Below are 22,731 nucleotides of genomic sequence, written 5' to 3'. Positions count from 1 at the left end.
CCGTCCGGGCGGGTCACAGCCGGGGGTCCACCGGCTCGGACTCCAGGGCGAGGACGCCGAAGACCGCCTCGTGCACCCGCCACAGCGGCTCCCCGTCCGCGAGGCGGGCCAGGGCCTCCAGGCCGAGGGCGTACTCGCGGATCGCCAGCGACCGCTTGTGCTGGAGGAACCGCTGCCGGAGCCGGGCGAGGTTGTCGGGGCGCGTGTACTCGGGACCGTAGATGATCCGCAGGTACTCGCGGCCCCGGCACTTGACGCCCGGCTGCACCAGCCGCCCCTGCTCGTCCCGGACCAGCGCGCCGACCGGCTTGACGACCATGCCCTCGCCGCCCCGGCCGGTCATCTCCAGCCACCAGTCGACGCCGGCCCGCACCGACTCGGGGTCGCCGGTGTCGACGTAGAGGCGGCGGGTGGTGGCGAGGAGACCGCTGCCGTCGTGCTCGACGATCCGGTCGAGGAGCGCGAGCTGCTCGTCGTGCGGCAGCGGGGCCAGGCTGCGGCCCTGGACGGCGAGGATCTGGAACGGGGCGAGCCGTACGCCGTCCAGGCCCTCGGTGGGCCAGCAGTACCGCCGGTACGCCTCGGTGAAGGCCGCGGCGTCGGCGGCCCGCTCCCGCTGCCGGGACAGCAGGCCGGTGACGTCGACACCCCGGGCCGCCGCGCCCTCCAGCGCGGCCAGCGCGCCGGGGAAGACGGCGCCGGAGGCGGCGCCCACCGCGGCGTACTGCGTGCGCAGCAGCCCGGACGCCTTCAGCGACCACGGCATCAGCTCCGCGTCCAGCAGCATCCAGTCGGTGGACAGCTCGTCCCACAGTCCGGCCGCGCCGATCGCCGCCCGCAGCCGGCCGAGGATCTCCTCGGTGACGGCCGCGTCGTCGAAGAAGGGGCGGCCGGTACGGGTGCAGAGGGAGCCGGTCGGGCCCTCGGTCCCGAAGCGGGCGCGAGCCGCCGCCGCGTCGCGGCAGACCAGCGCCACCGCCCGCGAGCCCATGTGCTTCTCCTCGCACACGACCCGCGCCACCCCGTCCGCCGCGTACCCGGCGAACGCCTCGTTCGGGTGCTCCAGGTACCCCTCCTCCCGCGAGGTCGCGGTCGGGGCCATGGTCGGCGGGAGGTACGGCAGCAGCCTGGGGTCGGTCGCGAAGCGGCTCATCACCTCCAGTGCCGCCGCCGCGTTGTCCTCGCGGACGGCGACCCGCCCCGCGTACCGGGTCTCCACCGCGCGCCGGCCGTGCACGTCGGCCAGGTCCAGCGGCCGCCCGTCGTGCCCGCCGGGCGCCTCGGTGGCGAGCGGCTTGACCGGCTCGTACCAGACCCGCTCGGCGGGTACGTCGACCAGTTCCCGCTCCGGCCAGCGCAGCGCGGTCAGCCTGCCGCCGAAGACGGCTCCGGTGTCGAGGCAGATGGTGTTGTTGAGCCAGGTGGCCTGCGGGACCGGGGTATGGCCGTAGACCACGGCGGCCCGGCCCCGGTAGTCCTCGGCCCACGGGTAGCGCACCGGCAGCCCGAACTCGTCGGTCTCCCCGGTGGTCTCGCCGTACAGGGCGTGACTGCGCACCCGCCCCGAGGTGCGGCCGTGGTACTTCTCCGGCAGCCCGGCGTGGCAGACCACCAGCCGGCCGCCGTCCAGGACGTAGTGGCTGACCAGCCCGTCGATGAACTCCCGTACCTCGGCGTGGAACTCCTCGCTCTCCCCTGCCATCTGCGCGATGGTCTCGGCGAGTCCGTGGGTGTGCTGGACGCGGCGGCCGTGCAGGTGGCGGCCGTACTTGTTCTCGTGGTTGCCGGGGACGCACAGGGCGTTGCCGGACTTGACCATCGCCATCACGCGGCGCAGGACGCCGGGGCTGTCCGGGCCCCGGTCGACGAGGTCGCCGACGAAGACGGCGGTGCGGCCCTCGGGGTGGACGCCGTCGGTGTAGCCGAGCTTGCCGAGCAGGGTCTCCAGCTCGGAGGCGCAGCCGTGGATGTCGCCGATGATGTCGAAGGGGCCGGTGAGGTGGGTGAGGTCGTTGAAACGCTTCTCGGTGACGACGGTGGCGTGCTCGGCCTCTTCCGCGCCGCGCAGGACGTGCACCTTGCGGAAGCCCTCGCGCTCCAGGCCGCGCAGGGAGCGGCGGAGTTCGCGGATGTGCCGCTTGATGACCCGGCGGGGCATGTCGGCGCGGTCGGTGCGGGCCGCGTTGCGCTCGGCGCACACCTCCTCGGGGACGTCGAGGACGATGGCGATGGGCAGGACGTCGTGCCGCTTGGCCAGGTCGACGAGCTGCTTGCGGGCGTCGGACTGCACGCTGGTGGCGTCCACCACCGTGCGCCGGCCGGCCGCGAGGCGCTTGCCGGCGATGTAGTGCAGGACGTCGAAGGCGTCCTTCGTGGCGCCCTGGTCGTTCTCGTCGTCGGAGACCAGGCCGCGGCAGAAGTCGGAGGAGATGACCTCGGTGGGCTTGAAGTGGCGGCGGGCGAAGGTGGACTTGCCCGAGCCGGAGGCGCCGATCAGCACGACGAGGGAGAGGTCGGTGACGGGCAGGGCGCGGGCGCGGGTGCCGGTGGTGGTCATGCGGCCTTCGCCTCCTCGGCTGCGCTCGGGGTCTCGGTGGTGGTGGTGAACACGGCCAGCTGGGTGGGCGGGCCCACCTCGGGGTCGTCGGGTCCTACGGGGCGGAACTCAACGCCGTAGCCGTGCCGTTCGGCGACTCTCCGCGCCCAGGCGCGGAACTCGGCGCGGGTCCACTCGAAGCGGTGGTCGCGGTGGCGGACGTGGCCGGCCGGGAGGGTCTCCCAGCGCACGTTGTACTCGGCGTTCGGTGTGGTGACGACGACCGTGCGGGGGCGGGCGGCGCCGAACACGGCGTACTCCAGGGCGGACAGCCGGTCCGGGTCGACGTGCTCGATCACCTCGCTGAGGACGGCCGCGTCGTAGCCCTTGAGGCGCTTGTCGGTGTAGGCGAGGGAGCCCTGGAAGAGGGTGACGCGGGCGGCCTGGCGCTCGCCCATGCGGTCCAGCTTCAGCCGCCGGGCGGCGATGTTCAGGGCCCGCACGGACACGTCCATGCCGACGATCTCGGTGAACCGCGCCTCCTTGAGCAGCTCGCGCACCAGGTGGCCCTCCCCGCAGCCGAGGTCGAGGACGCGGGCGGCGGCGTGCTCGCGCAGGGCGGTGAGGATCGCCTCGCGGCGCCGGACGGCGAGCGGGGCCGGCCGCTCCTCCTGCTCGGCCTCCGCCGCGACCGCGTTGTCGATCTCCTCGACCGCGCTGTCGTCGGTCTCGGCCAGCCGGATCAGCTCCAGCCGGTCCATCGCCTCCCGGGTCAGGGACCAGCGGCGGGACAGGTAGCGGCCGACGATCAGCTTCTGCTCCGGGTGGCCGGACAGCCAGCCCTCGCCGGCCCGCAGCAGCTTGTCCACCTCGTCCGGGGCGACCCAGTAGTGCTTGGCGTCGTCGAGCACCGGCAGCAGGACGTAGAGGTGGCGCAGGGCCGCGGAGAGGGTGAGCGAGTCCGCGGCCAGCGTCAGCCGTACGTACCGCGAGTCGCCCCACTCCGGGAACGCGGTGTCCAGCGGCACCGCCTCGACGGTCACCGTCCAGCCCAGCGGCTCGAACAGGCGCCTTACCAGGCCGGGGCCGCCGCGGGCGGGCAGCGCCGGTATCTCCACCCGCAGCGGCAGCGGCTCGGCCGCACGCTCGGGGCGGGTCCTGCAGACGCCGCGCAGGGCGCTGGAGAAGACGTTGCTCAGGGCGACGGCGAGGAGCGAGGAGGCCGCGTACGGGCGGTCGTTGACGTACTGCGCGAGGGCCGCGTCGGGGGCGCCGCCCCGGCCCTTGCCCTTGCCGCGCCGGACCATCGCCACCGCGTCCACCTCCAGCAGCAGCGCCGCCGTGCAGCGCTGTTCGTCCGCCTCGGGGTACAGCACGTGGGCCGTGCCGAAGGAGGTGGCGAACGCCTGCGCCTTCTCGGGGTGCTTGTGCAGCAGGAAGCCGAGGTCGGTGGCGGGGCGCGCGGACGTGCCGGTGGTGGTGATGGTCAGGAACATGCGTCCGAGTCTTCCGGGCGGCGATGCGCGTGACCACCGGTTTTCCGACGCCGGTGCCCGCTCGGAGGGCGGGCGGGCAGCGGCGTCGGACGGCTACGCCAGCTGGGACTGGACCTGGGCGGAGATCAGCTCCAGGTGGTCCAGGTCGTGCAGGTCGAGGAGCTGGAGGTAGACGCGCTGGGCGCCGGCCTCGGCGTAGCGGCCGATCTTGTCGACGACCTCGGCCGGGGAGCCGGCCAGACCGTTGGCCTTGAGGTCGTCCACCTCGCGGCCGATGGCGGCGGCCCGGCGGGCGACCTCGGCGTCGTCCTTGCCGACGCAGACGACGAGGGCGTTGGAGTAGGTCAGCGCGTCGGCGCCGCGGCCGGCCTCCTCGGCGGCGGCCCGGACCCGCGCGAACTGCCGCTCGGTGTCCTCGACCGAGGCGAACGGGATGTTGAACTCGTCGGCGTACTGGGCGGCCAGCCGCGGGGTGCGGGTGGCGCCGTGGCCGCCGATGAGGACGGGGACCTTGGACTGCGCGGGCTTGGGCAGCGCGGGCGAGTCGGTGAGGTCGTAGAACTTCCCGTGGAAGTCGAAGGTCTTGCCGGCCTCGGTGGCCCACAGGCCGGTGACGATGGCGAGCTGCTCCTCCAGGCGGCCGAACTTCTCCTTCGGGAAGGGGATGCCGTACGCCTTGTGCTCCTCCTCGAACCAGCCGGCTCCCAGGCCGAGTTCGACGCGTCCGCCGGACATCTGGTCGACCTGCGCGACCTGGATGGCGAGCACGCCGGGCAGCCGGAAGGTGCCCGCGGTCATCAGCGTGCCGAGGCGGATGCGCTTGGTCTCGCGGGCGAGGCCGGCCAGGGTGATCCAGGCGTCGGTGGGGCCGGGGAGGCCGTCCACGGAGCCCATCTTCAGGTAGTGGTCGCTGCGGAAGAAGGCGTCGAAGCCGAGGTCCTCGGTGGCCTTGGCGACGGTGAGCAAGGTGTCATAGGTGGCCCCCTGCTGGGGCTCGGTGAAGATGCGGAGATCCATGCGTCCCATCCTGCACGCTCGGCCGCCTCCGGGTCCCCACCCCCGCCCTGCGTGCCGGGGCCCCTGAGGGGGCCGTCGGGCCGGGTGCCCGTGACCGCTACCCCGCCTCGCGCTCCGGCATCCCGTCCTCCTCCGCGAGCCTGCCCAGCATCTGCAGGACCCGGTCGCGGGACTCGTCGGCCGCGTCGATGGCCTCCACGCACTGCCAGTACATGCCCTCGTCGTCCGCCGCGCAGGCCAGGGCGACGAGGGCGATGCCGGTCTCCGCGAGCAGGGTGCCCAGGCGCATCAGGGTCTGGCGGGCGTCGCCCAGTTCGGTGAGCTGGGCGGCGCGCAGCTCACCCGGGGGCAGGTCGGGATCGCCGAGGACGCCGCAGCCGCGTCCGGCCAGCTCGGTGAGGCCCCGGGCCGCACCGCGCAGGGCCGGCGGTCCGACGACCGCCAGCCGGCTGCCGATGGCCTGGGCCAGGGCCTGCGCCTGCCACACCTCCGCCAGCATGTGCGGCACGTCGCCGCCGGCGGTCAGGGCACGTCTGCTCGTCACGATGAGCCGCACCGCGTCCATGGGCCGTCCCCGTCTGTCCCGACGCGCTCGCGGCGCGTCCGCCCGAACTCCGCTGTCCACTACCCAGAGTGAGGGCAAGGGGGCCGAAAAGCCAGAGGAAGACGGAAATCTCTGGACAACAATTCGGTTTCGGGCAGAGAAACAACTACTGTGCGTAATTACGGAGTTGGCGGTTCCGCCAGGTCGGGGCCGGGCACCGGGAAGCGCGCTTCGTTGCGGTCGATCTTCGCCGCGAGGGCGGCCAGCGGGTCGACGCCGAGCACCTCGCAGAGCTGGAGCAGATAGGCCAGTACGTCGGCGATCTCGTCCCGCACCCGGTGCGCGGTGCCGGGGTCGTCCATCACCCGGGCCGACTGCTCGGGCGTCAGCCACTGGAAGATCTCGACGAGTTCGGACGCCTCCACGCTCAGCGCGGCGACGAGGTTCTTCGGGGTGTGGTACGGCTGCCAGTTCCGCGCGGCGGCGAACTCGGCCAGCCGGTGCTGGAGTGCCGGCACGTCCAGGGGATCTTCATCGGTCACGGCTCCAGGTGTACCACCGTGACGCCCACCGTCCCGGCCGCCCAGGAGGCGTCGGAGACCGCGCCCACCAGCCGGATGTGCCCCCGCGCGCACATGGCGGCGGCCAGTTTCAGCCGTTCGCGGCGCTGGCGCGGATCCAGGCCCCGGTCGAACCCGTCGGCCGGCACGGTGAGCGTCTGGAGGGCGGACGGCACCTCGCCGGCCGGGTCGACCGCCAGGACCCCGGGGCCGGTGAGCAGGACCAGGGCGAGGGCGAGGTAGCGCAGTTCGCCGTAGCCGAGCCGGGCGAGACCGGTGCGGCGCCCGTCGCCCCGGTCGAGCACCGCGCGGACCGTGCCGTCGCGGCCGGGCTCGGCCAGGACGTCCGCGACCGGCCCGGCGCAGCCCGCCCGCACCGCCGCGACCCACCGCGCGTGCCGTCGCCCGCACTCGTCGCGGGTGCGCCACAGCACGTCGGCGAGGTCGTCGCAGCCGCCGAGCAGCCGGCCGGCGCCGGCCGGAGCCGGGGCCCGCATCCGGGCGGGCCGGGGGTCGCAGGCGAAGACGGAGCGCAGGGCGACCACCATCTGCTCGGCGGCGGCGAGCACCCGGCGCTGCCCGTCGGTCCGGCCGGCCACCCGCAACGGCAGCAGCGCGGTGCCGAGCCGGTCGTCCGGCAGCGGGGCGCGGGTCACCGGCTCGCCCCCGCCCGTGTGCCAGGCCGCCTGCACGGTACGGCGCCCCGGATCGCGCAGGGCCGTCCGGAGGAGTACGAGGCCGTCGGCCGTCAGCCGTTCGCCGACGACGCGCAGTTCGGGCTCGGCCTGTACGGCGATGTCCAGCCGGACCGGACCGGCGGGGCCGTCTGCGGTGCAGCCGATGCGGAAGCCCCGGCGGCGCTGGGCGTCGGGGCGGGCCTCGTCGGGCACGCACCCGGCCGGGTCGGGGAGGACCGCGCCGGCCTCGGCGCCGCCGCCGAGCCGGGCCAGTGCCTCGCAGGCGCGCAGCGCACCGGTCTTGCCGCTGCCGCTGGGGCCGGCGAGGAGGGTGAGCGGCCCGAACCGGACCGTCCGGCGCCGGTGCCGGCGCCGGCGAACGCGGACAGCCGCAGTTCGGTGACGTGGGGGCGCGGCTCACCGGCGAGTGCCGGGACCGCGGAGCGGGGACGGCCGAGGACGGGGGCGCGGTCATGCCCGGACCGTAGGACCCGGTCCTCCGGCGAACCGTTCCGCCCCCGGGGCGGTCCCGCGATCGGAGGACGCCACCGTCACGGCACGGGCCGCTGTCACCCTCGCGGGCCGGCCGCCGTACCCTCGCCCTCGCCCTCGCCCGTCACATCCCGGGAATCCCGGCCCCCTGCATCAGCCCCGTGACCTCCGTGCCCGCCGGTGTGAGCAGAAACACATTGCGGTCGACGCGGTGCATCCCGCTCGCCAGGCCGAAGACGACACCCGTGCTGAAGTCCAGGACGCGCTTGGCGACGTCCGTCTCCGCGCCGGTGAGGTCGAGCAGCACCGGGATGCCCGACATCAGCGTCTCGGCGACCTCGCGGGCGTCCGCGAACACATTGACCCGCATCACCACGAATCGGCGCCGGGCCTCCGTCTCCGCCTCGGGCAGCGCGCGGTGCCCCACCGAGGACGGCCACGCGTCGCGTCCGCGCAACGGAACGACCTGGGCGAGCCCCTCCCACTGTTCATCGGTGACGTCGTGACTGTTCACCGGCTCCCCCCGATCCGACCGCTCCGACTCGCCTTCAATGCCTGCACCAGCCAATTCTTACGCCAAGTCACCCGTTCGGCCCAACAGCGACACGATCCGCGACCGAACCGGAGGGCCCTATGAGCATGCCGGACCCTCCGAACCCGCTGTACGCGAGGGTGCCTTACCCCCGGGGGCTCAGGCCGCGGTCATGACGGCCGGCAGCGATCCCTGGCCCTCGTCCTCGGCCTCTGTCAGGGACCGGAGCAGCGCGGTGCGGGCGCGGGCGACGCGGGAACGGACCGTGCCGACCGGGCAGTCGCTGACGGCGGCGGCCTGCGCGTAGGGCAGTCCCAGGAGCTGGGTCAGGACGAACGCCTCCCGGCGGTCGGCGGGGAGCGCGTCCAGCAGTGCGGCGAGGGCGACCCCCTCGTCGAAGCCGGGCAGGTCCCGCGACTGGGCGCGTTCGACGGCCGCCTCCCAGTCCTCGGTGTCCGACAGCCGGGGCCTGCTGGACGTACGGCGGATGCTGTCGGCCACCGCGCGGCGCGCGATCGACAGCAGCCAGGTGCGGGCCGAGCAACGGCCCTCGAACCGGTGCAGGCTGCCGAGGGCCCGCAGGAACGTGTCCTGGGCCAGGTCGTCGGCGCTCTGCGGATCGGCGCCGAGGAACGTCACGTAACGGCGGACGTCGCGGTGCAGGGCACGGACGAGGCGCTCGACCGCGTCGGCGTCCCCGGTGCGGGCGGCCAGCGCCCAGGCGGTTATCGACTCCTCTCCCGGAGTTTCGGGTTCTCCCGGAGTTTCGGGTTCTCCCGGCGTTTCCGACGGTGGGTACGGCAGGGCGGCAGTGGTCACCTGTGTGTCCTTCGGGGTCCGCGACCGGCGTCGGGCAGCAGCGCGTGCGACGGGCACGGCGGCCCGTGCCGGTGCATGGGTGAAAGGGGGCGGCCGGGCACGGCGGTGCGCGGCCGGTGCCCGAGGCGGCGGACGGCGGTCGGTCGTGCCGGTCCGCGGCGGCCTCGGGAAGCCGGCTGTCGTCAGACGACAGCGACCCCTGCGGGCGGACCCCGGGACGTGATCGCGTACGTGAGCGGGAGCCGGCGCGGCGCCCGCCCGGAACCGCCCCGGCGCGCGCGGACCCGCGGACGCTGCGGCGGCGCGGGAGCCCGCAGCAGCGGGTGCAGCGGCGCGCGGAGCCAGCCCGCCACGGCGCGCAGGACCCGGAAGACGGCGCGTTCCCCGCGCGCGAGCCAGACCCCGCTGAGCAGGGCGGCCAACAGGTGGGCGGCGAGCATGCCGGCCGAGGACGTCCCGGCCGCCGTGCCGCCGTGCTCCATGACGTGCGCGTGACCGGCGCCCATCGAGCCCATCGAGCCCATCGAGGACATGGAGGACATGGAGCCCATCGAGGACATGGAGCCCATGGAGGACATCGCATGCGTCGCGGGCATGCCCGGCACCGCCGCACCCTGGGTGAGTGTGAAGCAGCCGTGCAGCGCCGCCTGGGCGGCGGCCGTGAAGGCGACGACCGCCACGGGCCCGCGTTCCCGGCCCGCGAGCCGCCACGCCGCGCCGCCGGTGCCCACCGCGCCGCCGGCCATCGCCCACCAGGGCACCGCCGCACCGGACATCAGGACGTGCCCGAGCGCGGCCAGCACGACGCAGACGGCCGCGAAGACCGCGGCACGCCCCGCCCGCGAGCACCCCCCAGCCGTCATGGCGCCCTCATCCCCACGTCCGTGTCCCACGCCTCACGGGAGCGTACGGACATTGTCCCGGTCCCCCACTCAAACGGCACCGCGTGACGCGCGTCACACCCGCTGCGTCGAACGGGCGAGCGGTCCACGTCACACGACCGAAGAGAACAAGGTCACCACGTGCCCTCTGCTGCCCCCGCACCCTTCTGCCCTAGCATCCCGACCATGACGGTCCTGCCTGACGACAGGCTCCCGCTGGCGACCGAGTTCCCTGACGCGACACATGAGCAGTGGCAGCACCTCGTGGCGGGTGTCCTGCGCAAGTCCGGCAAGGAGGTCTCGGGCACCGAGGCGGAGCGGAAACTGTCCACCGAGCTGGAAGACGGACTCCGGGTCCGGCCCCTGTACACCGCCCGGGACGCCGCGCCCGATCCCGGGCTGCCCGGCTTCGCGCCCTTCGTGCGCGGTGGCCGCGCGGAGGGACACACGGCGGGCGGCTGGGACGTGCGCCAGCGGCACACGGTCGCCGACCGGGCCGCGGTCCTGGCCGACCTGGAGAACGGCGTCACCTCCCTGTGGCTGGCCGGCCTCCCGGCAGGGGACCTCGCCACCGCCCTCGACGGCGTCCACCTGGACCTGGCTCCGGTCGTCCTGGACGCCGGCGCCGGGACCGGGGAGGCCGTACGGCGACTGCTCGCGCTGTACGAGGAGCGGGGCACCGCCCCGGAGGCGGTGCGCGGCAGCCTCGGCGCCGACCCGCTGGGCCACGAGGCCCGCACGGGACAGCCGTACGACTTCGCCTTCCCGGACGTGCCCGGGTACGCCGAGCGGTACCCGGGGCTGCGGGCGCTGACCGTGGACGCGCTGCCGTACCACGAGGCCGGCGGGTCGGCGGCGCAGGAGCTGGGGTGCGCGCTGGCGACCGGGGTGGCGTATCTGCGCGAGCTGACGGACGCGGCCGGGCTGGACGCCGAACAGGCCCTGAGGCAACTGGAGTTCCGGTACGCGGCGACCGCCGACCAGTTCCTGACCATCGCCAAGCTGCGGGCCGCGCGGCGGCTGTGGGCGCGGGTGGCCGAGGTCTGCGGGGCGCCCCGGGCGGGCGGGCAGCGCCAGCACGCGGTGACGTCGCCGGTGATGATGACCCGCCGCGACCCGTGGGTGAACATACTGCGCACCACCGTGGCCGCGCTGGCCGCCGGGGTGGGCGGCGCCGACGCCGTGACCGTGCTGCCGTTCGACGACGCGCTGGGGCTGCCGGACGCGTTCGCCCGCCGTATCGCCCGCAACACCTCCACCATCCTCATCGAGGAGTCCCACCTGTCCCAGGTGACCGACCCGGCGGGCGGCTCCTGGTACGTGGAGCGGCTGACGGACGAACTGGCCCACGCGGCCTGGGAGTTCTTCCAGGAGATCGAGCGCGCCGGCGGTCAGGCGGCGGCCCTGCGCTCGGGCCTGGTCGGGGACCGGCTGGCCGCGACCTGGGCGGCGCGGAGCGCGCGGCTCGCCACGCGGCGGGAGCCGGTCACGGGGGTGAGCGAGTTCCCGCACCTCGCCGAGCAGCCGGTGGTCCGCGACCCCGCGCCCGAGCCGCCGTCCGGGGGGCTGCCCCGGGTGCGGCGGGACGAGGCGTTCGAGGCGCTGCGGGCCCGCTGTGACGCCCACCTCGCCGCGACCGGCGTCCGGCCCCGGATCTACCTCGCCGCGCTGGGCCCGGCCGCCGCGCACACCGCCCGCCTCTCCTTCGCCGCCAACCTGTTCCAGGCGGGCGGCATCGAGACCGTCACCGAGGGCACCTTCGAGGAGAGCGGGGCGCGGGAGGCGTGCCTGTGCTCCAGTGACGCGGTGTACGCGGAGCAGGCCGACGGTGCCGCCGAGCGGTTGCGGGCGGCGGGTGCCGGGCACCTGTTCCTCGCGGGCCGCCCGGGGCCGTACGACGGTATCGACACGTACGTCTTCGCCGGCTGTGACGCCGTGGCCGTGCTGACCGCCACGCTCGACCGCATGCTCGACCGCATGGGAGTGTCCCGATGACCGTCCCCGACTTCTCCGGGATCGAGCTGGGCGACGCCCCGTCCGCCGACGCCGGACTCGACGAGTGGCGCACGGCGGTGAAGAACGCCGCCGGCGGTGACGACCTGCGCTGGGAGACCCCCGAGGGCATCGCGGTCAAGCCGCTGTACACCGGGCAGGACCTGGAGGGCCTGGACTTCCTGGACACCTACCCGGGCATCGCCCCGTACCTGCGCGGCCCGTACCCGACGATGTACGTGAACCAGCCGTGGACGATCCGCCAGTACGCCGGTTTCTCCACGGCCGAGGAGTCCAACGCCTTCTACCGCCGCAACCTCGCCGCCGGCCAGAAGGGCCTGTCGGTCGCCTTCGACCTGCCGACCCACCGGGGCTACGACAGCGACCACCCGCGGGTGACCGGCGACGTCGGCATGGCGGGCGTGGCGATCGACTCGATCCTCGACATGCGGCAGCTCTTCGACGGCATCCCGCTGGACCGGATGACGGTGTCGATGACGATGAACGGCGCGGTGCTCCCCGTACTGGCGCTGTACATCGTGGCGGCGGAGGAGCAGGGCGTGCCGCCCGAGAAGCTCGCCGGGACCATCCAGAACGACATCCTCAAGGAGTTCATGGTCCGCAACACCTACATCTATCCGCCGAAACCGTCGATGCGGATCATCTCCGACATCTTCGCCTACACCTCGCGGCGGATGCCCCGCTACAACTCGATCTCCATCTCCGGCTACCACATCCAGGAGGCGGGCGCGACGGCCGACCTGGAGCTGGCGTACACCCTCGCGGACGGCGTGGAGTACATCCGGGCCGGACGGGAGGCCGGGCTGGACGTGGACGCCTTCGCGCCCCGCCTCTCCTTCTTCTGGGCGATCGGCATGAACTTCTTCATGGAGATCGCCAAGCTGCGCGCGGCCCGCCTGCTGTGGGCGAAGCTGGTGAAGCGATTCGACCCGCAGAACGCCAAATCGCTCTCCCTGCGCACCCACTCCCAGACCTCCGGCTGGTCCCTCACCGCCCAGGACGTGTTCAACAACGTCACGCGTACCTGCGTGGAGGCGATGGCCGCCACCCAGGGCCACACCCAGTCGCTGCACACCAACGCCCTGGACGAGGCGCTGGCGCTGCCCACCGACTTCTCCGCCCGCATCGCCCGCAACACCCAGCTGCTCATCCAGCAGGAGTCGGGCACGACGCGGGTGATCGACCCCTGGGGCGGCAGCGCGTACGTGGAGCGGCTGACGTACGACCTCGCGCGCCGCGCCTGGCAGCACATCGAGGAGGTCGAGGCGGCGGGCGGCATGGCGCGGGCCATCGACGCGGGCATCCCCAAGCTGCGCATCGAGGAGGCGGCGGCGCGGACGCAGGCCCGGATCGACTCGGGGCGGCAGCCGGTGATCGGCGTCAACAAGTACCGGGTGGAGACCGACGAGAAGATCGAGGTCCTCAAGGTCGACAACTCCTCGGTGCGGGAACGGCAGCTGGCCAAGCTGCGGCGGCTGCGCGAGGAGCGGGACGAGGGCGCCTGCCGGGCCGCGCTGGACGCGCTGACCCGGGCCGCCGGGGGCGACGGCAACCTGCTGGAGCTGGCGGTGGACGCGGCCCGGGCCAAGGCCACGGTGGGTGAGATCTCGGACGCCCTGGAGAAGGTGTACGGGCGGCACGCGGGCCAGATCCGTACGATCTCGGGGGTGTACCGCAACGAGGCAGGAGAGGCGCCGAACGTGGACCGCACCCGGGCCCTGGTGGACGCCTTCGCCGAGGCCGAGGGCCGCCGGCCGCGCATACTGGTCGCCAAGATGGGCCAGGACGGCCACGACCGGGGCCAGAAGGTCATCGCCACCGCCTTCGCCGACCTCGGCTTCGACGTGGACGTCGGCCCGCTGTTCCAGACCCCGGCCGAGGTGGCCCGGCAGGCCGTCGAGGCGGACGTGCACATCGTCGGGGTGTCGTCGCTGGCCGCCGGACACCTCACGCTCGTCCCGGCGCTGCGCGAGCGGCTCGTCGAGGAGGGCCGGGAGGACATCATGATCGTGGTGGGCGGGGTGATCCCGCCGCAGGACGTGCCCACGCTGAAGGAGATGGGCGCGGCGGCGGTCTTCCCGCCGGGCACGGTCATTCCCGACGCCGCGTACGACCTGGTGGCCCGGCTGGCCGCCGACCTCGGTCACGGCGAGCTGTGATGCTGGATGTCGACGGTTACGTCAAGGGCGTCCTGGACGGCAAGCGTGCGGTGATCGCCCGCGCGATCACCCTCGTGGAGTCGACGCGCCCGCAGCACCGCGCGCTGGCCCAGGAGGTGCTGACCGAGCTGCTCCCGCACAGCGGCCGGGCCCGGCGGATCGGGGTCAGCGGGGTGCCGGGGGTCGGCAAGTCGACGTTCATCGACGCCTTCGGCACGATGCTGACCGGGCTCGGCCACCGGGTGGCCGTCCTCGCCGTCGACCCCTCCTCCACCCGGACCGGCGGCTCCATCCTCGGCGACAAGACGCGGATGGAGCGCCTCGCCGTCGACCCGGCCGCGTTCGTCCGCCCCTCCCCCACGGCGGGCACGCTCGGCGGGGTGGCGAAGGCGACCCGCGAGTCGATCGTGGTGATGGAGGCGGCGGGGTACGACGTGGTGCTGGTGGAGACGGTGGGCGTGGGCCAGTCGGAGACGGCGGTCGCCAACATGGTCGACACGTTCTTGCTGCTGACCCTGGCCCGCACCGGCGACCAGTTGCAGGGCATCAAGAAGGGCGTCCTGGAGCTGGCCGACGTGATCGCCGTCAACAAGGCGGACGGCCCGCACGAACGCGACGCGCGGGCCGCCGCCCGCGAACTGGCGGGCGCCCTGCGCCTGATGCACGGCAAGGACGCCTTCTGGACCCCGCCGGTCCTGCACTGCAGCGCCCGGGAGTCGACCGGCCTGGACACCGTCTGGGACCGCCTGGAGCAGCACCGTACGCTCCTGGACTCCACCGGCCGCCTCGCCGCCCGGCGCCGCGAGCAGCAGGTCGACTGGACGTGGACGATGGTCCGCGACGAACTCCTGGGCCGCCTGCACGCCGACCCGGCGGTGCGCCGTCTCGCGCCCGAGCTGGAGCGGCGGGTCCGGGAGGGCGAGCTGACGGCGACGCGGGCGGCGGAGGAGATCCTGGACGCCTTCGGGGAGCGCGCATGACGGTGGATATGCTCCCGGAGTGACGACGTACGACTATGAGCGGGACGGCGCCGAGATCTACCGGCAGTCCTTCGCCACCATCCGCGCGGAGGCCGACCTCGGGAGGCTGCCGGCCGAGGTGAGCCGGGTGGCGGTCCGGATGATCCACGCCTGCGGCATGGTCGACCTCGTCGAGGACCTCGCGTACTCGTCCGGTGTCGCGCAGAGCGCCCGCGCGGCACTGCGCGCCGGGGCGCCGGTCCTCTGCGACGTGCGGATGGTCGCGAGCGGCATCACGCGCTCCCGGCTGCCCGCCGGCAACGAGGTGCTCTGCACCCTCTCCGACCCCAGCGTCCCCGACCTGGCCGCCCGGCTCGGCACGACCCGCAGCGCCGCCGCGCTGGAGCTGTGGCGGGAGCGGCTGGACGGCGCGGTGGTGGCGGTGGGCAACGCGCCGACCGCGCTGTTCCGGCTCCTGGAGATGATCCGGGACGGCGCCCCGCGCCCCGCCGCCGTCATCGGCGTACCGGTCGGCTTCGTCGGGGCGGCGGAGTCCAAGGAGGCGCTGGCCTCGAATCCGTACGGCCTGGAGTATCTGGTGGTGCGCGGCCGGCGCGGGGGCAGCGCGATGGCGGCGGCGGCGGTCAACGCGCTGGCGAGCGAGGCGGAGTGAGCCCTATCCGGTGACCCACCGGAGGGCGGCCTCCGGATCGGCGACCACGGGCACCCCCTGCGCCACCGGCGGCCTCCGCACGACCACCACCGGTACGCCCGCCTCCCGGGCGGCCGTCAGCTTCGGCGCGGTGGCCGCTCCCCCGCTGTCCTTGGTGACGAGCACGTCGATCCGGTGCCGGGCCAGGATGTGCCGCTCCCCGTCGAGGGTGAACGGCCCCCGGTCGAGCAGCACGTCCATGCGCGGCGGGTACGGGGGCTCGGGAGGTTCGACGGACCGTACGAGGAACCACAGGTCGTCCGGGCCGCCCGCGAACGCGGCGAGCCCCATCCGTCCGGTGGTGAGGAAGACCCGGCGCCCGAGGGAGGGCAGCAGCGCGGCGGCCTCCGGCAAGGACCCGGCCTCGTGCCAGTCGTCCCCCGCGACCGGTTGCCAGCCGGGCCTGCGCAGGACGAGCAGCGGTACGCCGGTGGCGGCGGCGGCCTGTTCCGCGTTGCGGCTGATGGTGTCGGCGAAGGGATGGGTGGCGTCGACGACCGCGTCCACGGCGTGCGCGCGCAGCCAGCCGGCCAGCCCCTCGGCCCCGCCGAACCCCCCGACGCGCAGCTCACCAGGGGGTGTGCGGGGCGCTGCGACCCGACCGGCGAGGGAGGTGGTCACGCGCGTGTGCGGCCGGGCCGTGAGCGACTCGGCGAGGCTCCGGGCTTCGGCGGTGCCGCCGAGGACGAGGACGTGCACGTCAGTCCTTCCGTACCGCCCACTGCGTCACCGGCATCGCCTGCCGCCACCCGGTGAAGCCGCCCACGGCAGTGGCGTGCGCGACGGCGAGCCGGACCAGCTCACCGCCGTACCGGCGCCGGGCGTCGGCGAGCAGCGCCTCCGACTCCAGGGTGACGGTGTTGGCGACCAGCCGCCCGCCGGGCGCGAGCGCGTTCCAGCAGGCGTCGAGGAGTCCGGGCGCGGTGAGCCCGCCCCCGACGAACACGGCGTGCGGGGCCGGCAGTTGGGTGAGTGCCTCGGGCGCGGCGCCGGTCACGATCCGCAGCCCCGGCACCCCCAGCCGTCCGGCATTGCGGGCGATCCGCTCGGCTCGGGCTGGGTCGCGCTCGACGGTGACGGCACGGCAGGACGGGTGAACCCGCATCCACTCGATCGCGACGGACCCGGAGCCGCCGCCGATGTCCCACAGCAACTCGCCGGGTGCGGGCGCCAGCACACCGAGGGTAGCGGCGCGGACATGCCGCTTGGTGAGCTGTCCGTCGTGCTCGTAGGCGTCGTCGGGGAGTCCCGGGACGGCACCGAGGTGCGGAGCGCCGGGGGCGCGCAGGCACTCGACGGCGACGAGGTTGAGGGGGTCGCCGGGCGGACGTGTCCAGTCGTCGGCGGTGGACGGCTCGCCGGTGTCTTCCTCGGGAGCGCCGAGCCGCTCCAGCACCCGCATCCGGCTCGGCCCGAAGCCGCGGTCGCGCAGCAGGGCGGCGACGGTGGCGGGGGTGGTGGCGTCGGCGCTGAGCACGAGCAGCCGGCGGCCATGGTGGAGGGCGGCGGCGAGCCGGTCGGCGGGGCGTCCGACGAGGGTGACGACCTCGACGTCCTCCAGCGGCCAGCCGAGCCGGGCGGCGGCGTAGGAGACGGACGACGGGTGCGGCAGGACGTGCACGGCACCGGCGCCCAGCACTTCGGTGAGGGCGCGGCCGATGCCGTAGAACATGGGGTCACCGCTGGCCAGCACGGCGATCCGGCGACCGGCGTGGGCGGCGAGCAGTCCCGGGACGGCCGGCCGCAGCGGGGAGGGCCAGGCGATCCGCTCCCCTCCACACTCGTACGGCAGCAGGTCGAGCTGGCGCGGCCCGCCGATGACGACCTGCGCGTCACGCAGGACGGCCCGGGAGGCGTCCGGGATGCCGTCCCAGCCGTCGGCTCCGATCCCGACGACGGTCACGGGCGGGGAGGGGGCGGGGTTCACGGCGGCTCGGTTCCTCGGTTGTGGGGGTGCGGGGCGACGACGTCGCACTTTACGGGGCGGAACCCTCCTGGGTGGCGACAGGTCCGGCGCCGATACAGATCGCACTGTATGGGCTGACTCGCTGGACCGGGTCAGTCGCTGTGCGTGACGATGAGTGCCCGGCACAGTGGAAGGCGGCGGCGATGGCGACGGACAACGGCTGCGAGCCGGAACTGTCGGACAGTCTGAAGACGTTCGGCGCGGTACTCAAGGCTCTGCGGGAGGAAGCCCGTCTCACTCAGGAGCAGTTCGCGCCGCTGGTGCGGTATTCGGCCGCGTACATCGCCAAGATCGAGCAGGGGAAGCGGTTCCCTCCGAGGGACCTGCTGGACCGGTCGGAGGAGGTGCTGGGCGCGGTCGCCGCGAAGGTGCTGAAGGCCGCGGCGCGGAGCCTGACCCGGACGGCGGGGCTGGCTTCCTGGTTCCAGCAGTGGGCGGGGATCGAGGAGGGGGCGGTGTCGTTGTACACCTATGAGTGCCGGGCCGTTCCCGGGCTGTTGCAGCCCGAGCCCTACATCCGCTCGATCTTCGAGCGACGACTGCCGCCGCTGGCCGAGGAACAGATCGAACGACAGGTCACGGCACGGCTTGAACGGCAACGGCTCCTGACCGACAGGCCGAACACCGCTTTCAGCTTCATCATCGAGCAAGCGTTGCTCGAGCGGCACATGGGCGGCCCCGAGGTCACGCGCTGCCTCTTCGATCACCTGCTGGAGCAGGGCGAACGACGGAACGTCGAGCTTCAGGTGATGCCTCTGCGGATGTACGACCACGCGGGTGTCAACGGGCTGATCTACCTGGCCGAGACCTCTCGGCACGAGTGGGTAGGGTACTCGGAAGGCCAGCAGTCAAGCGTCCTGATCACGTCACCGGCAGATGTCAGCGCAATGCTCCAGCGCTACGGCCGGTTGCGTTCGCAGGCCCTCGGCCGCGAAGCCACGATGAGCCTGCTGGCGGAGATGCGAGGAGCCCTATGAGTACCTTCAAGCCCGCCTGGTTCAAGAGCAGCTACAGCGGAGACAGCGGAGACAACTGCGTGGAAGTCGCCGTGTGCCCCGAGACCGACCTGCATGCCTGGTTCAAGAGCAGCTACAGCGGTGGCGGCGGAGACAACTGTGTCGAGGTCTCCCCACGTTCCGGCGTCATCCTCGTCCGCGACTCCAAGGACACGGCCAGGCAGCCGCTGGCCGTGTCCCTGAACGCGTGGGCCGCGTTCACCGAGTCAGCGACCGGCGCTCTCCTCGACCGGCGCTGCGGCGCATACCGTTAGAGCACAACACCCGCCGTGACCGAGGAGCCGCCATGAGCGACGGCGAACACAACTGGTTCAGAAGCAGCTACAGCGGTGGGGGCGGCGGTAACTGTGTGGAGGTCGCCGTGTGTCCAGCGGCTTCCCTCTCCACGTGGGTCAAGAGCAGCTACAGCGGCAGCTCCGGTGACAACTGTGCCGAGGTCGCGCCTCACCACGGCGTCGTTCTCGTCCGCGACTCCAAGGACACGGCCAGGCAGCCGCTGGCCGTGTCCCTGAACGCGTGGGCCGTGTTCACCGGGCCGTTCAATCCGCGGAGCAGCTCGTCCCGTTGAGGGTGAAGTCCGTCGGCGCGGCGTTGGCGGTGAGCTTCGTGCCGGTGAAGCCCACCGTGACCGAACCGGCCGCCGGGATCGCCGCCGTGTACGACGCGGCGGCGACCGTCACCGAGGAACCGTTCTGGGTCGGCGTGCCGCCCCACATGTTGGTGATGGTCTGGCCCGACGGGAAGGTGAAGCCCAGGGTCCAGCCGCTCACCGCCGCCGTTCCGGTGTTGCGGACGGTGATCTCGCCCTGGAAGCCGCCGGGCCACTCGCCCACCACGCGGTAGCCGACGGAGCAGGCTGCGCCCGGCGTGCCGGTGTCCTCGTCGGTGGTGACGGTGACCGTGGCGGAGCGGGCGGACCGGTTGCCGGCCGCGTCCTTGGCGTAGACGGCGAAGGTGTACGCCGTGCCGGCGGTCAGGGACGGCACGGTGACCGAGGTGGTCGTGGAGGACGCGACCGTCGTCTCCGTCGAGCCGTTGACGCGGACCACCTCGTAGCCGGTGACGGCGGTGTCGTCGGTGGCGGCGGGCCAGGTCAGAGTGACCGAGGTGGCCGAGACCGCCGACGCGACCGGCGTGCCGGGGGCGGTCGGTGCCTGGGTGTCCGGCGTGGTGCCGCCGAAGACCGTGGCCTCCTCGGCCGTGGCGGCGATGCCGTTCACGCCGTGGAAGATGCGCTCGCCCCAGGACGTCATCTGCGCCGGGTCGAAGTTGAGCACGAGGTCGAGGATCGGGTCGGTGTTGCCGCTCCAGGACCAGGCGAGGTAGCCGAGGTCGAGCTGCTCGGCGGTGGCCATCATGGTGTCCTCGTCGGGATCGCCGTAGGCGTCGGCGGGGCCGCCGAACTCGCCGATGACGAGGGGCAGTCCGGCGGTGACGAAGGCGTTCAGGTAGTCGGTGATCTCCTGCGCCGTGTCGAAGACGCTGTACATGTGGATGGAGAAGAGCAGGTTGCCGGTGGGGTCGGCGTCGTAGACGGTCTGGGCGTTGGTCCGCATGACCTGCTGCCAGTCCTGGCCCCAGTTGGGGGCGTCGATCATGATGGTGTGCTCGAAGCCGGCGGCGCGGAGCTTCTGGATCGCGGCGGTGGTGGGAGCGGTCCAGCCCTCCGGATTGGTGTTGCCCCACGGCTCGTTGCCGATGTTGACGATGACGTAGTCCTCCTGGCCGGCCAGGACGTCCTTGAGGCTGATCCAGTAGTCGGCGGCGTGATCGAGCGTGCCGGCGGCGGCGTCCTCGCCGTAGCCGGTGGTGTCGTGCACTTCGAGGACGCAGATCAGGCGGTTGGCCTTGCAGTTCGCGATGACCGCGGCGACGTCCTCGGGGGTGTTGCGCGACCAGCGGTGGCCGTCGGAGAGGACGACGCGGACGGTGTTGGCGCCGAGTGCCTTGATGTCGGCGAGGGACTGGGTCTCGCCGGGGTACCAGGTGTGGGCGTGGTTGACGCCGCGCATCACGAAGTCGTTGCCGTTGCCTTCGAGGAGGCGGCCGTCACTGATGTGCAGGCCGGTGGCGGCGGCGGTGGGGGGTTCGGGGGCGGCGTGGGCGGGGGTCGGGGTGAGGGTGAGCAGGGCGAGGAGGGTGATCAGGGCTGTCCATAAGGCGGTCGAGGTGGGGGGAGTCGTGCTTCTTGTCGTTCTCACTGCGGCTCCTGGAGTGAGGCAAGGAAGCGGAAGGGTTATGGGAGCGCTCCCATAAAGCCAGTACGACAGGTCCACGTCAAGCCCTCGGCCTTGGCCGACAGCATGTGGCCGCGGGGTACGGGGTAAGCCCGCACCCCGCCCCGCGTCTGCGACGTGATCCGGACGACAGGCCCTAACCGAAGTAGGCGGCCATCCGCTCGGCCGCGTCAGGCGCGAGCCCCATCTGCTCCATCCGCGCCGAGCCCGCTCCGATCGCCGCCGTACGTTCGAACATCTCGGCCTCGTACGCGGCGATCGCCGCGGCGGGGTCACCGGCGTTCTCGGCGATCGCCCGGGCCAGCAGCACGCCGTCCAGCATCGCCTGGTTGGCGCCCTCGCCCACCGGCGGCATCAGGTGGGCGGCGTCGCCGAGCAGGGTGACGTCCGGATGGGAGGGCCAGCGGGTGCCGACCGGCAGGGCCGCGATGTTCCGGGCGACCAGCGATCCGGGGTCGCAGGCGTCGATCATCGCGGTCAGTTCCGGGTTCCAGCCGGCGAACAGGTCGTGGAGCCGGGCCACCGTGTCGGCCCACTCCCCGTCGTCGAACCGCTGCCGGCCGATCCAGCCGTCGTCGGCCCGAACGGTCACCGAGACACGGATCGTGCCGTCCCCGGACCGCTGCGCCCCCAGGTTGAGATTGTCGCCCAGGACCATGAGGCTGCCGGGTCCGACGAACCGCGCGATCCCGGGCCGGCGCCGGTCGGCATCGGTGATCGTCAGCTGGAGGTAGGCGGACAGCTGGACCGGGCGCGCGTCGGTGAGGAGCGGGCGGACACGGGACCGTCCGCCGTCCGCGCCGATCAGGACGTCCCAGTCGGTCTGCGCCCCGTCGGCGAAGGTCAGCCGGTGCCCTCCGGCGGGGAGCCGCTCGACGCCGGTCACGTGGCACCCCCAGCTGATGGAGCTGTCCGGCACCTTCGACAGCAGCAGCTCGCGCAGGCTCCCGCGGTCTATCTCCGGCCTGGTGCCGTCGCCCGGCTCGGGGGCGTGGCGGCCGAGGACCCGGCCGGCCGGGTCGAGGATCCGCAGGTCCTCGCCCTCGGGCCGGGCGACGGCCCGGAAGCCGTCGGTCAGCCCCAGTTCGTCCAGGGCACGCTGCCCCGACTCGGGGTGCAGGTCGAGGCTGCCACCGTGGTCGCGGGCGTGCAGTGCGGTATCCCGTTCGTACACCGTCGCCGCGATTCCGTGCCGGTGGAGCATCCCCGCCAGCACCAGGCCGCCGATCCCGCCGCCGACGACGGCGATCCGCGGCTCCGTCTTCCTGCTCTTCCTACTCTTCCTACTGATCACGCTCATTCCACGCTCCAGTCCTCGGTCTTCGGCTTACTCAGTTTTCGTACGCCGTACAGAACTGTACACCGTACGGTAATGGATCGGCGTACGGTGATGCCGTGGATCTGATCTGGGAGCGCCCCGAACCGCGTGGCCGGACGCTCGTGCCGGTCGACCGGGGCCGGATCGTGACGGCCGCGGTCGCGCTGGCCGACGCCGAGGGGCTGGCCGGGCTGTCGATGCGCAAGGTCGCCGCCGAACTGCACGTGAGCCCGATGCGCCTGTACGGCTACGTCGCCACCAAGGACGAGCTGCTCGACCTGATGGCCGACTCCGTGTACGGCGAGATCACGGGCGCGCTCGGCGACGCGTCGGGATGGGAGTCGGCGTTGCGCACCATCGCCGTCGCCACCCGGGACAGCGCCCTGCGGCACGAGTGGTTCGTCGAACTGATCGGCGGACGCCCGCATCTGGGCCCCAACGCCCTGGCCGTGATGGAGGCCACCGCCTCAGCCCTGGCGAGCGCCCTCGGGCCGGACGGCGGCGACCGTCTCATGGCGGCCCTCGGCGTCTTCAACGCCTATCTGGTCGGCGCCGTCCGCAACGAGGTCACCGAGCTGCGCCAGAGCCGGGAGACCGGCACCGACGAGACGGAGTGGCGGGCGTCGGTCGGGGGCTACCTCGGGCGGCGGCTCGCGACCGGGCGGTACCCCACGATGCGACGCGTCTTCGAGGAGGGGATCGAGAGCGACCCCGCCGAGATGTTCGCCTCGGAGGTCGCGATCATCATCCGCGGTGTGACCCGCACCGAGTGAGCAGGGGTCAGGCGGGACCGGCGC

Annotated in this window: 20 protein-coding genes and 1 pseudogene; 8 read left to right on the top strand and 13 right to left on the bottom strand. The window is 73.5% G+C overall.

Annotation, left to right across the window (positions count from 1 at the left end; genetic code table 11):
- Positions 1 to 13 precede the first annotated feature (13 nt).
- From ACIQR3_RS24530 to ACIQR3_RS24490, 9 genes and pseudogenes are all read right to left on the bottom strand, one after another.
- Positions 14 to 2,557 (bottom strand): polynucleotide kinase-phosphatase, encoded by a 2,544-nt coding sequence (locus ACIQR3_RS24530; protein WP_403542412.1) that lies wholly within the window; start codon positions 2,555 to 2,557, stop codon positions 14 to 16.
- Entirely contained in the window at positions 2,554 to 4,032 is a 1,479-nt protein-coding gene (locus ACIQR3_RS24525; RefSeq protein ID WP_403542410.1) for a 3' terminal RNA ribose 2'-O-methyltransferase Hen1, read from the bottom strand. The genes ACIQR3_RS24530 and ACIQR3_RS24525 overlap by 4 nt, the downstream gene beginning before the upstream one ends.
- A gap of 93 nt (positions 4,033 to 4,125) precedes the next feature.
- Positions 4,126 to 5,049: an LLM class F420-dependent oxidoreductase gene (locus ACIQR3_RS24520; protein ID WP_403542408.1), complete on the bottom strand. Its 924-nt coding sequence runs from the start codon at positions 5,047 to 5,049 to the stop codon at positions 4,126 to 4,128.
- A gap of 97 nt (positions 5,050 to 5,146) precedes the next feature.
- On the bottom strand, positions 5,147 to 5,614 hold the full coding sequence (locus ACIQR3_RS24515; RefSeq protein WP_403542406.1) for a DUF6099 family protein: 468 nt from the start codon (positions 5,612 to 5,614) through the stop codon (positions 5,147 to 5,149).
- 158 nt (positions 5,615 to 5,772) lie between these two features.
- Positions 5,773 to 6,135 carry a nucleotide pyrophosphohydrolase gene (locus tag ACIQR3_RS24510; RefSeq protein WP_403542403.1) on the bottom strand — a complete coding sequence of 121 codons (363 nt, stop codon included), beginning with the start codon at positions 6,133 to 6,135 and terminating at the stop codon, positions 5,773 to 5,775.
- Positions 6,132 to 7,305, bottom strand: a pseudogene (locus ACIQR3_RS24505) (AAA family ATPase). The gene ACIQR3_RS24510 and the pseudogene ACIQR3_RS24505 overlap by 4 nt, the downstream one beginning before the upstream one ends.
- Positions 7,306 to 7,446: 141 nt before the next feature.
- A complete protein-coding gene (locus ACIQR3_RS24500) occupies positions 7,447 to 7,836 on the bottom strand; it encodes a cell division protein SepF (RefSeq protein ID WP_215174469.1) in 390 nt (129 codons plus the stop codon).
- A 177-nt stretch (positions 7,837 to 8,013) separates the two neighbouring features.
- A complete protein-coding gene (locus ACIQR3_RS24495; RefSeq protein ID WP_403542400.1) occupies positions 8,014 to 8,673 on the bottom strand; it encodes a sigma-70 family RNA polymerase sigma factor in 660 nt (219 codons plus the stop codon).
- A 182-nt stretch (positions 8,674 to 8,855) separates the two neighbouring features.
- Complete coding sequence (locus ACIQR3_RS24490) at positions 8,856 to 9,536, bottom strand: hypothetical protein (protein WP_403542397.1); 681 nt, start codon at positions 9,534 to 9,536, stop codon at positions 8,856 to 8,858.
- 204 nt (positions 9,537 to 9,740) lie between these two features.
- Here ACIQR3_RS24490 and ACIQR3_RS24485 point away from each other — a divergent pair, with 204 nt between their 5' ends.
- From ACIQR3_RS24485 to ACIQR3_RS24470, 4 genes are read left to right on the top strand one after another with little or no spacing between them, the layout of a single operon-like run.
- Positions 9,741 to 11,549, top strand: coding sequence for a methylmalonyl-CoA mutase family protein (locus ACIQR3_RS24485; protein WP_403542396.1), 1,809 nt, complete (start codon positions 9,741 to 9,743; stop codon positions 11,547 to 11,549).
- Positions 11,546 to 13,726 carry a methylmalonyl-CoA mutase gene (scpA, locus tag ACIQR3_RS24480; protein ID WP_403542393.1) on the top strand — a complete coding sequence of 727 codons (2,181 nt, stop codon included), beginning with the start codon at positions 11,546 to 11,548 and terminating at the stop codon, positions 13,724 to 13,726. Before ACIQR3_RS24485 ends, scpA begins: the two co-directional genes overlap by 4 nt.
- Positions 13,726 to 14,706, top strand: coding sequence for a methylmalonyl Co-A mutase-associated GTPase MeaB (gene meaB / locus ACIQR3_RS24475; RefSeq protein WP_403542391.1), 981 nt, complete (start codon positions 13,726 to 13,728; stop codon positions 14,704 to 14,706). The genes scpA and meaB overlap by 1 nt, the downstream gene beginning before the upstream one ends.
- Positions 14,707 to 14,725: 19 nt before the next feature.
- Positions 14,726 to 15,358 carry a precorrin-8X methylmutase gene (locus ACIQR3_RS24470; RefSeq protein ID WP_403542388.1) on the top strand — a complete coding sequence of 211 codons (633 nt, stop codon included), beginning with the start codon at positions 14,726 to 14,728 and terminating at the stop codon, positions 15,356 to 15,358.
- A 3-nt stretch (positions 15,359 to 15,361) separates the two neighbouring features.
- Here the strand turns inward: ACIQR3_RS24470 and ACIQR3_RS24465 are convergent, their stop codons facing one another.
- Both ACIQR3_RS24465 and cbiE read right to left on the bottom strand, forming a co-directional pair.
- Complete coding sequence (locus tag ACIQR3_RS24465) at positions 15,362 to 16,096, bottom strand: cobalt-precorrin-6A reductase (protein WP_403542386.1); 735 nt, start codon at positions 16,094 to 16,096, stop codon at positions 15,362 to 15,364.
- A gap of 1 nt (position 16,097) precedes the next feature.
- On the bottom strand, positions 16,098 to 17,324 hold the full coding sequence (gene cbiE, locus ACIQR3_RS24460; RefSeq protein ID WP_403542383.1) for a precorrin-6y C5,15-methyltransferase (decarboxylating) subunit CbiE: 1,227 nt from the start codon (positions 17,322 to 17,324) through the stop codon (positions 16,098 to 16,100).
- A gap of 182 nt (positions 17,325 to 17,506) precedes the next feature.
- Between cbiE and ACIQR3_RS24455 the strand changes: the two genes are divergently transcribed.
- The 3 genes from ACIQR3_RS24455 to ACIQR3_RS24445 are packed head-to-tail and all read left to right on the top strand — an operon-like array spanning position 17,507 to position 18,947.
- Positions 17,507 to 18,340 carry a helix-turn-helix domain-containing protein gene (locus tag ACIQR3_RS24455; protein ID WP_403542380.1) on the top strand — a complete coding sequence of 278 codons (834 nt, stop codon included), beginning with the start codon at positions 17,507 to 17,509 and terminating at the stop codon, positions 18,338 to 18,340.
- Positions 18,337 to 18,633 carry a DUF397 domain-containing protein gene (locus ACIQR3_RS24450; RefSeq protein ID WP_403542377.1) on the top strand — a complete coding sequence of 99 codons (297 nt, stop codon included), beginning with the start codon at positions 18,337 to 18,339 and terminating at the stop codon, positions 18,631 to 18,633. Before ACIQR3_RS24455 ends, ACIQR3_RS24450 begins: the two co-directional genes overlap by 4 nt.
- Before the next feature lie 32 nt (positions 18,634 to 18,665).
- A complete protein-coding gene (locus ACIQR3_RS24445) occupies positions 18,666 to 18,947 on the top strand; it encodes a DUF397 domain-containing protein (protein ID WP_403542374.1) in 282 nt (93 codons plus the stop codon).
- On the opposite strand, the gene ACIQR3_RS24440 is transcribed toward ACIQR3_RS24445, so the two are convergent.
- Positions 18,919 to 20,580: a cellulase family glycosylhydrolase gene (locus tag ACIQR3_RS24440; RefSeq protein ID WP_403542371.1), complete on the bottom strand. Its 1,662-nt coding sequence runs from the start codon at positions 20,578 to 20,580 to the stop codon at positions 18,919 to 18,921. The genes ACIQR3_RS24445 and ACIQR3_RS24440 overlap by 29 nt on opposite strands.
- A gap of 172 nt (positions 20,581 to 20,752) precedes the next feature.
- Complete coding sequence (locus ACIQR3_RS24435; RefSeq protein WP_403542369.1) at positions 20,753 to 21,910, bottom strand: FAD-dependent oxidoreductase; 1,158 nt, start codon at positions 21,908 to 21,910, stop codon at positions 20,753 to 20,755.
- A 101-nt stretch (positions 21,911 to 22,011) separates the two neighbouring features.
- On the opposite strand from ACIQR3_RS24435, the gene ACIQR3_RS24430 reads away from it, so the two are divergent.
- Complete coding sequence (locus ACIQR3_RS24430) at positions 22,012 to 22,707, top strand: TetR/AcrR family transcriptional regulator (RefSeq protein ID WP_403542368.1); 696 nt, start codon at positions 22,012 to 22,014, stop codon at positions 22,705 to 22,707.
- Positions 22,708 to 22,731: the final 24 nt, after the last annotated feature.

The organism is Streptomyces sp. NPDC090994, assembly GCF_044768905.1.
Taxonomy (GTDB): Bacteria; Actinomycetota; Actinomycetes; order Streptomycetales; family Streptomycetaceae; genus Streptomyces.
The sequence above is the reverse complement of the archived record's forward strand: the minus strand, read 5'-3'. Positions and strand labels throughout refer to the sequence as shown.